11 protein-coding genes are annotated in these 13,152 nt (G+C 57.2%); 6 read left to right on the top strand and 5 right to left on the bottom strand.

All coding sequences use genetic code 11. The annotated features are described in order from the left end of the window. Positions 1 to 342: 342 nt before the first annotated feature. A complete protein-coding gene (locus tag DMP05_RS07565) occupies positions 343 to 687 on the bottom strand; it encodes a winged helix-turn-helix domain-containing protein (protein WP_123219869.1) in 345 nt (114 codons plus the stop codon). Positions 688 to 1,088: 401 nt separating this feature from the next. Between DMP05_RS07565 and DMP05_RS07560 the strand changes: the two genes are divergently transcribed. The 5 genes from DMP05_RS07560 (at position 1,089) to moaC (ending at position 6,628) form a co-directional block, all read left to right on the top strand. Beyond that, complete coding sequence (locus DMP05_RS07560; RefSeq protein WP_123219868.1) at positions 1,089 to 1,985, top strand: molybdate ABC transporter substrate-binding protein; 897 nt, start codon at positions 1,089 to 1,091, stop codon at positions 1,983 to 1,985. A gap of 88 nt (positions 1,986 to 2,073) precedes the next feature. Then, positions 2,074 to 3,498: a molybdate ABC transporter permease subunit gene (modB, locus tag DMP05_RS07555; RefSeq protein ID WP_244595093.1), complete on the top strand. Its 1,425-nt coding sequence runs from the start codon at positions 2,074 to 2,076 to the stop codon at positions 3,496 to 3,498. An 83-nt stretch (positions 3,499 to 3,581) separates the two neighbouring features. Beyond that, positions 3,582 to 4,712, top strand: a complete 1,131-nt coding sequence (locus DMP05_RS07550; protein ID WP_123219866.1) for a sulfate/molybdate ABC transporter ATP-binding protein — start codon at positions 3,582 to 3,584, stop codon at positions 4,710 to 4,712. Positions 4,713 to 4,871: 159 nt separating this feature from the next. Next, on the top strand, positions 4,872 to 5,876 hold the full coding sequence (moaA, locus tag DMP05_RS07545; protein ID WP_123219865.1) for a GTP 3',8-cyclase MoaA: 1,005 nt from the start codon (positions 4,872 to 4,874) through the stop codon (positions 5,874 to 5,876). Positions 5,877 to 6,127: 251 nt separating this feature from the next. Further along, on the top strand, positions 6,128 to 6,628 hold the full coding sequence (gene moaC, locus DMP05_RS07540) for a cyclic pyranopterin monophosphate synthase MoaC (protein WP_114614752.1): 501 nt from the start codon (positions 6,128 to 6,130) through the stop codon (positions 6,626 to 6,628). A gap of 71 nt (positions 6,629 to 6,699) precedes the next feature. Here moaC and DMP05_RS07535 read toward each other — a convergent pair whose 3' ends face one another. The 3 genes from DMP05_RS07535 to DMP05_RS07525 all read right to left on the bottom strand — a co-directional run bounded on the left by DMP05_RS07535 (position 6,700) and on the right by DMP05_RS07525 (position 9,629). Continuing rightward, positions 6,700 to 7,179 carry a MogA/MoaB family molybdenum cofactor biosynthesis protein gene (locus tag DMP05_RS07535; RefSeq protein ID WP_123219864.1) on the bottom strand — a complete coding sequence of 160 codons (480 nt, stop codon included), beginning with the start codon at positions 7,177 to 7,179 and terminating at the stop codon, positions 6,700 to 6,702. Positions 7,180 to 7,401: 222 nt separating this feature from the next. Beyond that, a complete protein-coding gene (locus DMP05_RS07530; protein ID WP_123219863.1) occupies positions 7,402 to 8,658 on the bottom strand; it encodes a molybdopterin molybdotransferase MoeA in 1,257 nt (418 codons plus the stop codon). A 62-nt stretch (positions 8,659 to 8,720) separates the two neighbouring features. After that, on the bottom strand, positions 8,721 to 9,629 hold the full coding sequence (locus DMP05_RS07525) for a class I SAM-dependent methyltransferase (protein WP_244595092.1): 909 nt from the start codon (positions 9,627 to 9,629) through the stop codon (positions 8,721 to 8,723). A 327-nt stretch (positions 9,630 to 9,956) separates the two neighbouring features. Here DMP05_RS07525 and argS point away from each other — a divergent pair, with 327 nt between their 5' ends. Further along, on the top strand, positions 9,957 to 11,681 hold the full coding sequence (gene argS, locus DMP05_RS07520) for an arginine--tRNA ligase (protein ID WP_123219862.1): 1,725 nt from the start codon (positions 9,957 to 9,959) through the stop codon (positions 11,679 to 11,681). 263 nt (positions 11,682 to 11,944) lie between these two features. Here the strand turns inward: argS and DMP05_RS07515 are convergent, their stop codons facing one another. After that, positions 11,945 to 12,904, bottom strand: a complete 960-nt coding sequence (locus DMP05_RS07515; protein ID WP_123219861.1) for a DUF1177 domain-containing protein — start codon at positions 12,902 to 12,904, stop codon at positions 11,945 to 11,947. Positions 12,905 to 13,152: the final 248 nt, after the last annotated feature.

The following is a 13,152-nucleotide window of genomic DNA, read 5'->3' as shown; positions in this document are numbered from 1 at the left end:
CGGACTTCACCGCCTCCTCGTCGAATGATACGATTGGGTTGGACATGGCCTGCCTCCTAGCATGATTGAATTCGACACTCAAATCATACCGACGGCACGCGCCATGTCCTTTCTCTTTTCTGGGCGTTTTCAGCTTTCAAAGTGCGCAAAGAATTTTACGTTACCGATTCTGCGTAAGTAGGCAACGGAATTACGTCTTCTTGGCGTGGGCATTGCGAGTGGGCGTCGATTTGGGTGATCTCGCCCCTTGGCTGAGTTGGTGTAATACGTATAAAGAAACGAGAGGGGAGGCGATTGTAGCGCCTCCCCTCTCGTCGTGTTCAAGGGAATCGTGCTCGGTCGTTAGAGCGTTTTAAAGATTTCGGGTAAATGACATTCGGCGTAGGTACTGACGTCGCGTTCAAGCTGCTCGAATGCGGAAAGGAGAAGCGTTCCTTCCTTTGTGAGCGTCGACCCGTGTGCGCCGTCGCGATTGATGAGGTTAAAGCCGAAAGCTTCCTCGGTTTGCTTCATGATTCGCCAGGCTTTGCTATAGGCCATGCCCATGTTCTTGGCGGCTTTGTTGAGCGAGCCATCGTCGCGTACGCCACGGCAAAGCATGGCGACGCCTCGACCGAAAACGGCATTGGCCTCATCGTTGCCAATACTGAGTTTGACGTGGGGAGAAATATCATCGAGCGTAACCATGGTGGCCCCTTCGACGGTGCGGTGTTGTTGGACAGGACAGCTTGTGGGTGCGAAATGCGCGTTGGCGCGTACGCCTGCTTGGACGTATTGTACGCCTTTGCGCAGGTCCGAAAGAGGCGAAGACTATGCTTCGGCTGAATAATCGAGGTGCGGTCGATGGGGCTTTGCGGCTTGCGGCCGTGCGGTGCATGCGACGTGGTTGCCAGGTGGAGCCTTTATTTCGCTTTGAAAATAATATTTCAAACTGTGGATAACTTCTTGACATTAGAATATACTCGATAGAGAATAAACCGCATGAAATACGTCACGTTATGTACCATCTCGTACCAATGGAGTATTTCTGAAGAAAGGCCCACTCAAGGGACGGGTGGGACCCATGTCTATCGAGGGAAGGGAATTTCATGGCTAAGGCATGGAAGAAACTCTCCATTCTCGCGCTTGCTGCCGCCCTTTCTGCCATGGTCGCGATGGTGGGCTGCTCGGCTGAGCAGAAATCTGAAGAAGCGACCGACGAGAAGGCAACAACTGAAACCACGGCCGAACCGGTAGAGCTGCAGGTTTTTGCGGCGAATTCGCTCTCCAAGGCGATGGAAGAAGTTCAGGCTGCCTACATCGAGGATGGCCACAGCAATGTCACGTTTGCCGACACGCAATACAAGTCCTCGGGCGAGCTGAATGAAATGCTTGGCGCCGGCTCCTATGCCGACCTGCTGATTTCCGCCTCGAAGAGCTCCATGGACACTGCGGCCAAAGAGGGCTACGTTGTCGAGGGCACGCGCGTCGACATGTTCAAGAACGACCTCGTGATTGTCTCCAAGGAAAGCAGCGGCCTTAAGGACGTCACGCTGCAGGATATCGCCGATGGCAAGTACACGTTCTGCGTTGGTGACGAATCTGTTCCTGCTGGCAACTATGCCGATCAGGCTCTTTCCACGGTTGGTGTGTACATTCCTTCTGGCGATGACGAGGGCAAGACCGGCAAAGACATTTCTGGCAAGAAGGGCGCGTTCGCCGAGGGCTATAATCCTGTTCTTGACACTTCCGTAGGCAACGTGTGCAAGCATGCCCAGTCTGGCGATGTCGACGTGGCGTTTGTGTACACTTCTGATGTGTACCGTTTTGGTGGCGTTGAAATCGTTGGCACCGTTCCTGCCGACACGCACAAGAACATTGTGTACCCTGGCGCCATCACCTCTCAGAGCAAGAACGTTGAAGCAACCCAGGAATTCCTGGGTTGGTGCCAGAACAGTGGGAAGGCTCAGGAGATTTGGCAGAAGTGGGGCTTCGAGCTGGCCTAATAACCGCTTGAAAGCTTACGTGCCAGAAAAGCATGTGATGAGGATGGGCGCATTATGTGCCCATCCTCTTTCGTAGTGGGGAATGGATATGCATAAAGCAAAGACGCTTCTCGCAAGGCTTGCTGCGGCGGCAATCGCGCTTTCGGTCGCGATTCCGTTTGGCGTCGCATTTGCCGACGACGCGCTTGGCGACGTGGATACGCCGAATGCTTCGAGCGCGGCTTCGAACGCCGCTGCGTCCGATTCTTCGGTGGATACAACGGGCGTGACCATCTCGAAGAACGGCGATGCGGCCGAGTCGGAAAACAGCAGTTTTGCGATAGGCGATTTTTCCCGAGCCCAAAAAGGCACGAATCGAGACATCGATGGTGAATACCATGGGTACTCGTATTTGGTCGGACACGATGCAGGAACGTGTGCACAGCTCGTCGCGGGCGACGATTACGTGGTCGCCTATGTGCCCGAAAAAATTGCAAAGGATTTGGACATCGATTTGACGTCGCCTGCCGGCCAGGCGTCGCTCAAGGCGATGTTTGTGGCCCTCGATGCGGGGCAGGCAGCCGGATCGAGGGCGCTCTCCAGTTTCGATACGTGGTATTTCACGAGCGATAAGGTATTTGAGGAAGGTGCCGTTCGCTTCGAATTCGACCAAGAGGTTTCCGGCAAAACGTACGTGTTCGTTATTGGAGTTGACGGAAGCGATTTGACCGACAGTGAGAACGAGAATTATTTCAAGCCTTCATTCGCCGATTTTGGTTGCCCCGCTCAGAAGGGTGACGTTGTTATAGAAGAGCAGGCGACGGGCTTCGCGGCTATTGGCGAATTCCTGTCCAACTTGGACTGGAGCCCTTTGTGGGTGTCGCTTCGCACGACGGGTATCGCGATCGTGTTCATCTTCGTTTTAGGCCTGGTAGCAGCCTATTTCTGCCTTAATATTTCACCGCGCGCGAAAAACATCTGCGATGTGATTTTCACGATTCCCATGGTACTGCCTCCCACGGTATGCGGCTTTTTGCTTCTGTACCTTTGCGGTCGCAATACGGCGTTTGGCCAGTTTTGGATCGATGTCGGCTTCCCTCTGATTTTCAGCCCCGCGGCATGCGTTATTGCGGCTGTGGTGGTGGCGTTCCCGCTCATGTATCGAAACGCTTTGGGTGCATTCGAGAGCTTGGACGCGAATATGCTCGACGCGGCGCGCACATTGGGGTGGAGCAACGCGAAGATTTTCGTTCGCTTGATGCTGCCGCTCTCATGGAGCAGCATTGCCGCGGGCGCCGTGCTTTCGTTCGCACGTGCGCTCGGAGAATTCGGCGCGACTCTGTTCCTCGCTGGCAATTATCTGGGCGTTACGCGCACGATTCCTATCGCCATTTACTTTGAGTGGATGAATGGCAACGATTCCGTTGCGTGGTTCTGGACCGCCGTTATTATCGCCTTCAGCTTCGTGGTGATCTTGTTCATCAACTTATGGAGCAGCCGAACTACGAAATACCGTAAACGCGAGGGAAATTAAGCGCGGCGCTTTGATGCGGCGGCGCGTGGCGTCGCATCTGCGATAATTGCGCGGCATGGTATGAGTGCGAGAAAGGCTTGGCTTTGAGTCTTGAGGTGGATATCGAGAAGAAGTTCAGGGGCTTCCATTTAAACCAGCAGTTTTCTGCCGGCGATGAAACGCTTGGCCTTTTGGGCGCATCGGGGTGCGGTAAGTCGCTCACGATGCGATCGATTGCAGGAATCGAAAAGCCCGATGCGGGCAAAATCATAGTGAACGACACGGTGTTTTTCGACAAGGCGCCCGGCAAAAAGGCCAAGGTCGACCTTTCTCCCCAGCAGAGAAAAACGGCGTTGCTGTTTCAGAATTACATGCTGTTTCCGAATTTGACCATTGAGCAGAACGTGGCGGCGGGCCTGCCGAAGGGCGTCACCGCGGCCGAGCGTGCAGAGGCGATTCGTGAGCAGATGCAGCGTTTTGGCCTTTTGGGAATGGAGAAGCGCTATCCCGTGCAGCTTTCGGGTGGGCAGCAGCAGCGCGTGGCGCTTGCTCGCATGCTTGCGGCGCGGCCGGGGATTCTTATGCTCGATGAGCCGTTTTCGGCGCTTGATTCGCATTTGAAAAGCTCGCTTGAACAGAATCTCATTGGTTTGTTCGAGCAATTCAAGGGGACGATTCTCTATGTGAGTCATGATATCGACGAGGCGTTCCGCTTCTGCGATCGCATTGCGGTCGTCGAGGCCGGACATATTATGGAAATCGGGCCCAAAGAAAACGTCGTCAATGACCCGCGGAGCCTTGCCGCGATTAAGCTATCGGGCTGCAAGAATACGACGCCTGCCGAGTATGTCGACGATGCGCACGTGCATCTGCCCGATTGGGGTATCACGCTCGCCTCAACGAAGCCCGTGCCTCGCGATGTGCGGTGGTTCGGTGTGCGCGCATTCTTCCTGAAGCGTGCGAGCAGCTTGGGCGAAAACGTCTTTCGCATGCGCGCCGACCGCGTAAGCGATTCGCGCTTCGAGCGATCGGTCATGCTCTCGTTCCTCGATCACGATCACAATGAGCAAATCGAGCGTGACATTGTCGAAGAAGACGAGTCGATGAAATTCTTGAAGCTCCATTTGCAATGGAAGGTCGATAAGTTGGCCGTTGCTGCGAGTGAACTTCCTAAAGAGGGCGATGAGCTGCTTATCGAGATACCGACGGAAAGCATGTACCTCGTATCGCGATAGCGCAGCAGAACGAATTTCGTGACATATGAGTTTGTTTCATGCTGAAACGTCGACCGAATTAAGTCGCGGCGGGGTTTCTTTGTTCTTGCGAGGGTATAATTCCAGGAAAGATAGCCTGGGTGGCGCGTGGGGGCGCGCGATCCGTCGAAGGGGGCCTTCATGAAAGATTCGCACGGGCGCGTGATCGACTATATGCGCATCTCGCTGACGGACAGATGCAATTACCGCTGCATCTATTGCATGCCGGCTGATGGCGTGACGTCGCTGTGCCATTCCGATATTTTGAGCCTTGAAGAAATTGAGCGTGTGGTTCGCGTTGCGGCGACCATGGGCATTAAACGGTTCCGTTTGACGGGCGGTGAGCCCTTGGTGCGCAAGGGTGCGGTTGACTTGGTTCGCGCCATTCATGAGACCCCCGGTGTCGATGACGTTTCCCTCACCACCAACGGCGTGCTTCTGCCGAAGTACGCAGAAGAGCTCGCGTCGGCGGGCCTTTCGCGCGTGAATATTTCGCTTGATACGCTTGACCCTGAGCAGTTTCGTTATATCACGCGTCGAGGCGAGCTGCACGAGGCGATCGCCGGAATCGAAGCCGCGCTCGCTACGGGGTTTGACCCCGTGAAGGTGAACGCCGTAACGGTTCGCAGCCTGGGACAGGATTTTCTGGCGTTTGCGAAGATGACGATCGATCGCCCTTTGCATATGCGCTTTATCGAATATATGCCAGTAGGCGAAAGCGCTGGTTCACATGGGTGCGGATGGGGCCGCGAGGACGTGATTCCGAGCGAAGAGCTGTTCGACGTTATTAATGAGCGGGCTAAGGCCGAAGGTTTGCCGACGCTTGTGGCGGCGGGCGATGAGAAGCCGAAAGGGTGGGGTCCCGCGCGCTACTTCATGTTCCCGGGCGCCCGAGGAACGGTTGGGTTCATTAGCCCGCTTTCGCGCCATTTTTGCAGCGAGTGCAATCGTTTGCGTATGACGGCCGATGGGAAGATTCGTCCGTGCCTGTTCTCGGATGTTGAATACGATATGCGTGCAGCGCTTCGCGGCGACGGTGGCGACGATGCGATTCGCGTGGTACTTATGGAAGCGTTGGGCGCTAAGCCCGACGACCATCACGACAAAGTCGGAACTGAGCGTGGCATGTCGCAAATTGGCGGGTAAACCTTGCCGTTCTCGGAGGAAGCCGAGGGCCCGCGAAGACCACGGTCGGCTACCGTTCGCTTCGCTCACTATGCGCCGTTCTGGCGGTGTTTCATTTTAGAATGAAGGGCATGAATGAACACCGACGGTCTTCGCGGGGCCCTCGGCTTTCTCCGAGAACTCCGCTTCTTTTGTTTGATGCTGCAAATTAATCGTTGGGGTTTAGGCCAAAGGGACTGTCCCTTTGGCCCGTTGGTTTGGAGGAAAGCGATATGACGGAAGAGAAGCTTACGCATATTGATGAAAAGGGCGACGTCCGCATGGTGGACGTTTCTCAGAAGGCCGACACCGAGCGCATTGCCGTTGCGGAAGGCTTTATTTCGATGAAGCCCGAGACTCTCGAGCTTATTACGTCGGGCACGGCGGCGAAAGGCGATGTTCTTGCGTGCGCACGCGTGGCGGGTGTAATGGCGGCGAAGAAGACGAGCGAACTTATTCCGATGTGCCACCCGCTTATGATTACGAAGGCGAAGGTGAGTTGCGAACCCGTTTTGGCTGGTGAACGTGAAGATGGGCGCGTGGGCATTCATATTACGACGACATGCGGCGTTACGGGCAAGACGGGCATTGAGATGGAGGCGCTGACTGCTGCAAGCGTGGCGTGTCTTACCGTATATGACATGTGCAAGGCGGTCGATCGCGGCATGGAAATCATGGACGTGCGTCTGCTGAAGAAAGATGGCGGCAAGACGGGCTTGTGGGAACGCAAATAGTGCTCCAGAAACCTGCTAAATGCCTAGAGCATTTAGCAGGTTGGTCGCCACGCGTTGAAGGCGTCGAGCCCTTATTTATCGTGGCCCTCGCCGGCCATCATGTGGCCCGCATGGCCAAGTGCGCTCACGATGCCTTCCCAATTTTCGCGCGCGGCTTTTTCGCTGCCCGGAAGATTGATGACGAGCGTGTTGCCGCGCTGTGCGGCGATGGCGCGCGACAGCATTGCGTAAGGCGTGATTTGCAGGCTGTGATAGCGCATGGCCTCGGCAATGCCGGGAACCTCGCGGTCGCACACGTCGCGTGTGGCTTCAGGCGTTACATCGCGCGGCGAAAGGCCGCTTCCGCCGCAGGTGAGTACGATGTCGGCACCAATTTCATCGCAGGCTTCGAGAATGCTGCCTGCGATAAGCACGCGGTCGTCTTGGACGACAATGTGGCTGGCAACCTCCCAGCCTTCTTTCTTAATAAGCTCTTCGAGGGCCGCGCCAGCGGTGTCTTCCTTCATGGAACGCGTGTCGGAGCACGTGATAATGGCAAATTTAAGAGTCATGAGATTGCCTTTCTTGAGGGGGTCGGATAGTCAGTCGAATGGATTCTTGCTTTGTGCTGCCACGGTGGGCGGCGTCGCGCGCTAGGGAGCATAATCGGAGAATCTGTGATGTCTGCTTGAGACTTTTGCGTTAAAGGGGAAGAGGTTGTCTCGTCTGAGGAGGAGTTGTCTCGAGTGGGCCCGACAACATCGTCAAGTGGCCGGTTGTCGGGCCCCGCGGAATTAGATAACGGTTCCTTCGGCGACATCCAAAAGCACGCAGGCTATCTCGTCGCCTGCGTGGGCGTCTTGCGCCCCTTCGGGCAAAACGGCCATGCAGTTCGTTTTCTGGATAGGGCCGAAAAGACCAGAGCTCTGGTTCTTCGCGGGCGTTACGAGAAGTTCGCCTGATTCGCCATGGGAAAGCGTGGCGCGCATGAAGAGTCGGCGGGGATCCTTCTTTTTCTTGTCGCAGGTAAGCTTTGCGACAATCGTGGGGTGCTCGAACGCGGTGCGGCCCTGCATTTTGAGCAGGCCCGCGCGAATGATGAGTTCGAAGCCCATATAGGCGGCAGCTGGGTTGCCGGGCAGACCGAACACCGGCGTGCCGTCGACGATGCCGAATGTTTGGGCTTTGCCAGGGCGCATGTTCACGGTGGTCATGAGCAATTCGCCTGCGCGTTCCACGACGGGCTTGATGAAGTCGAAGTCGCCGTTTGAGGCGCCGCCCGAAGTGACCACGAAATCATGCGTTGCCGCTGCTTCGCGAACGGCGGCTTCGAGGGCGGCTTCGTCGTCGGGCACGATGTCGAACATATCCGCTTCGCAACCGGCCGCTTTGGCGCATGCCGCGAGGGCGTAGCTGTTCGAATTGCGAATATGGCCAGGGCCAGGATTCTCGCTCGGCGGCACGAGCTCGCTGCCAATGGGGATGATGGCCACGCGCGGCTTGCGATAAACCGACACCCGCAGCACTCCGCAGCCGGCCAAAAAGCCGACGCCTGCGGTCGTGATTGCTTCGCCCTTGTTCACGACGATTTCGCCTGCGCGAGCCTCTTCGCCTGCTTCGCGCACGTTGTCGCGTTCTTTGGGCTGCGCGGAAAATGCCACGCGACCGCCGGGCTTTCCGTCGCCTTCCACCATGCTCACGATTTCGTACTTCACTACGGCGTCAAAGCAGCCCGGAAGGGCAGCACCCGTCATGATGCGCACGCACTGGCCAGCCTGCGGGGTGCCCTCGAATACGCCGCCCGCAGGTACCTCGTCGATAACTTCGAGCGTTATGGGCGATTCGGCCGTAGCTCCCGCAAGGTCGCATCGGCGCACAGCGTAGCCATCCATGGCCGCATGGGCGAACGGGCTTACGTCGATGTCGCTTTTCAAATCGGCGGCGGCAACGCGCCCTGCAGCGTCGAGTAGGTCAACGGTTTCCGCCTCGAGCGGCGTCACGCGCGAGAGCACGAGCTCGCGCGCCTCCTCCAAAGAAATCATTTTCGTCATGGGCAGTTCCTTCCTTGTGCGACGCGGGCGCCTTGGCGCTCACGATATTTCTTGATGCGCGGCTACAGTTGGCCATCTTTCGCGTTCCATGAGATGAACGCCCATGGGACGATGCGCTGATAATCGAGTGTGAGAGGCCCCTGCGGATAGCCCTTTTTATCGGGCATGCCAGCTTCGGGGTTGTCGACGAGGTGCTCCGCAAGCCATTCGCGAAGGTTGGCTTGCGCCTGAAGCCGCTCGACTTCGCTCAGGGTTGGTGCGCCGATGTCAATCATCTGCGAGAAGTCTCCGAAAGCGTCGTCCTTCGATTCAAATGAATCTTTTCGAGAAGAATGGATGTATCGCACTTCTGGCTCGAATCCTGCTTGGGCGAGCATGCCGAACGCGTAGATGTAATCGCGATTGAGCTCGGCGCCAACGCCGAGTTCAGCAAGCACGCGGGCGTCGACGCGTGGCGATGTGCCGGTGGTCATGGTGATGCAGCAGCGACGTCGCGCGATAGAGGAAAGCTTGCGCAGCGCGCTTCGCAGGTCGGCAACCGCGATGGAGCGCGATGCGAATGCGACATCGGCCATGTTCTCGCGAAGGCCGAATTGGCTCCAGTCGTCTTCCCAGCTCATGCGCAAAGGGAAAACGCTGCCTGGCGTGAGCGCATCAAGGCTCTCGGCGACCTTGATGTCGCGAAGGGCCATGTTCTCGTGCAGTTTTGCGAGCATTCCGCTGCTGAAATCGCCCACGATGACCTTATGGCCGCGTGTGGCCATTTCTGCGGCGAGCGTTCCCGTTCCGCAACCCATGTCGAATATCGTTTCGCCAGGTTGCACGCCTGCGAGCTCGACGAATGCCTCGGCGTAGAGGTTTTTCGCATCGCGGGAATCGTAGCGTGCGGCCTTTTTGTTCCATCGCTGGCAGTCGTCGGGCGCCTTGGTCGTTTGTTGCAAATGGCGCCATGCCGCGTCGAAATCGATCACGCGATTCCCCCTGCCTGAACTGATTGTTCTTATTCGTGGATACATGATAGCCGTTCGCGCTGCTGTCATGCGATTGAATTGTCTTTTTTGGGTGCTGCATAGCGGGCGGGGAAACGCTTCGAGAGCCAAAAAGGCGTCGAGTTCTGCCGCTCTCGCGAATTCGCCGCACTCGGAAGGTTTTCATATTTGACGTGCTACAATGATTAAGCTTATATACAAATCCAGGCGATCGAGGCTTCCGTGTGCGTACGCTCTATGCTGCGCCGCGGCGAAAGCCGGATGCAAAAGGGAGCGGTTTCCGCTTCGTAGACGAAAAGGAAGGCATCAATGCAACCACGCGAAGAATTGACTCAGCTTCTTACCAAAGCGTTTGAAGCTGCCCGCGAATCTGGCGCTCTGCCGATTGAGAACATTCCCGAAATTGCGCTCGAGCGTCCGCGCGACGAGGGCCATGGCGATTGGGCCTGCACCGCTGCGCTGCGTTGCGCCAAGGAAGCCAAGAAGAACCCGCGTGAAATCGCGCAGGCGATCGTTGACGGCATTCCCGCGAATGACCTTATTGAGAACATCGAAATCGCGGGTCCGGGCTTTATCAACTTCCGCCTGAAGAACGTTGCCATGCAGGACGTCGTCTCTCAGGTTCGCGAGCAGGGCGCCGATTATGGTAAGGGCACGCAGCCCGAAGGCAAGCGCAAGGTGAACATTGAGTACATCTCGGCAAACCCCACGGGCCCCATGCACGTTGGCCATGGCCGTTGGGCTGCTTTGGGCTCCGCAACCGCAAACCTTATGCGCCATGCTGGCTATGAGGTTTTCGAAGAGTTCTACATCAACGACCACGGCGTTCAGATGGACAAGTTTGGTCTGTCCATTGCCGCTCGCTATCTGCAGCAGCTCGGCCATGAAGATGCCGCTGTTCCCGAGGGCGGCTACAACGGCCTGTACGTGAACGACATCGCAAAAGAAATCATCGATCGCGATGGCAACAAGTGGGAAGACGCCGACGAGCATGAGCGCATGGTCGAGTTCCGTGAGTTCGGCTATGCCTACATCATGAAGATGTTCCACGACATCACCGATCGCTTCGGCAACCACTTCGAGCGTTGGCAGTCCGAGCGTGAAATGTACCTGCCTTCCGACGAATTCGGCGGCAAGAGCCCGTTTGAATACTGCATCGGCAACCTGAAGGACAAGGGTGACATCTACGAGAAGGATGGCGCTGTGTGGTTCAAGTCGTCCGAGTACGGCGACGAGAAAGACCGCGTTGTGCGCAAGGCTGATGGTGACTACACCTACTTCGCGTCCGACGTTGCGTACCACTATTGGAAGAAAGAGCGTGGCTTCGACATCCTGATCGATATCTGGGGCGCCGACCATCATGGCTACATCGCTCGCGTTGCTGCCGTTTTGGCCGCCATGGGCTTCCCGGGCGCGCTCGAAGTTATGCTCGGCCAGCTGGTCAACCTCTTCCGCGACGGCAAGCCCGTTCGTATGTCCAAGCGTACTGGCGAAATGATCACCTTCGAAGAGCTCATCGACGAAGTCGGCATCGACGCTACGCGCTACTACATGCTGAGCCGCTCCACCGAGCAGCCGATTGACTTCGACATCGATGTTGCTAAGAAGCAGGACTCTTCCAACCCCGTGTACTACGTGCAGTACGCACATGCTCGCATCTGCAAGCTGCTGCGCGACGAGGCTGGCCATTCTGGCGAGGACAACCTCGACATGGCTGCTGTTGCCTCCGAGGCTATTCCTGCCGACGTTGACCTCTCGGTGCTCACCGCTCCCGAGGAACTGGCCCTTATGCGCAAGATGAGCGAGTTCGGCGACCTTATCGCCCTTGCCGCTCGCGACCGTGCGCCGTTCCGCTTGACGCACTACGCTCAGGACCTCGCCAGCCTCTTCCATCAGTTCTATACGAACTGCAAGATTCTGAAGGCCGACGACGAGGGTCTGAAGAAGGCTCGCCTGGCTCTGTGCGACGCAGTTCGCGTTGTGCTCGAGCAGACGCTTGGCATTCTCGGCATTTCCGCTCCGCAGCGCATGTAGTTGCGTTTTCGCCGTTCCGTCGAATGGCGAAAACTCTCGATGCCGTGCAGCAGCCTGGTGGCGCATCTCTTACGAACCTTTGACGAGCGTATCGAAGTGCGTGTCGTTTCGGCTTCGCTCGAGGTGCGATCGCTGGGCTGCCGATCATTGGCTGCGGTTTGGATAGCCCAAATACGGCGCTGTATAAAGAAAGGGACCCGATTGGGTCCCTTTCTTTATGCGCTGTTCCGATAGGAAAGCGTTGCGGGTGTTTTGACGAGTCTTTACGCCATGGGATTTTCCGCGGGCAGATTCCCCATGGTTTGCAGATGCGCCATGCTGCCGTAGCGCTTGACGAACAGGTCGTATTCCGCCGGGTCATAGAAGCTTGCGTCGCCCGCTGTGAACGCTTTGGCTGCTTCGATCATGAACGTGCCGGCCTCATCGAGATCGGGCAGGCGCGTGGCGCCGGTGGCGCAGCCCGGTACGGCTGTTTGGGTGGTGATTGCAACGCCAACGACCGGCGCGTCGGTGCAGGTGCAGGGCTGCATGATGGAGTTCAGGTGGTACAGGCCGTTGCCATAGGGCGTGATATCGAGCGTTGAAATCGCAAACACTTCTGGCAGCTTGCCCGTGGCGATTTCGGCAATGCCCAACAGGTCTTCGCTGACGCGCATCACGACGCCCTGCTTAACTGTGGGGGAAATTGCGAAACCGCGGTTGTTGGCGATGCGGTTGCCCTTGGTGGTGTCGACAACAAGAATGGCATCGAGCTCGGGCGTGACCTCTTCGGCATTGATGGCCGCGGTGGACGTGGGCGAGCCCATGAACGGCACGGGCTTGTGCGGCATGGTGGGCGCATGCGGGCACACATGCGTGCTCACGAACACGTCGCCAGGCAGAACGTCGCCTTTCTTGTGCATGTCGAGCAGCTTTGCGGCGCAGGCGAGCGCGGTGAGTGCGCCATCTCCGTCGGATACGAATCCGATGCGTTCGGGACGCGCTCCCAAACCGCCCAAGCGACCGAGCAGACCGATGGTCGGCGCGTCGCCGCCGTTCGATTTGCCATGGGCGCCGGGAATGCGAACACGCACCATGTCGGTAATGCCCTTGGGGCCTTCCAACGGGTAGGTTTCCACGGTGCATTCAGGGTCGATGGCCTTCAGATAATTGGCGACAATCGCGCCCGAAGCGTGAGGCGAATCGAGCAATTCGTACAATTCGATAAGGTGTTTGAGGAGCATGGCGATCCTTTCTAAGATGCGTTAGCGACATTGTAGTGCCGAATGCGCCGTTTGCCGCTCACGTTTGCCGTTTATTGGGGAGCGGGGTGCTTGCGCCTTAAGCCTTAATGCAGCATAGTGGAATGCATGACGAATCGTTGATACAGGGCACTGAATATCGGACGAGCCTGCTTGCTCACATGCAGTCCGGCTGTAGCTTTGTGCGCGGCGCTTCCGTTTTGGGAAGGTGGCTTGCGTATCGCGCGTAT

Origin of the sequence: Slackia isoflavoniconvertens (assembly GCF_003725955.1) — a bacterium.
Lineage (GTDB): Bacteria > Actinomycetota > Coriobacteriia > Coriobacteriales > Eggerthellaceae > Slackia > Slackia isoflavoniconvertens.
Note: the sequence above shows the minus strand (reverse complement) of the source record. Positions and strands in the feature narration are given on the sequence as shown.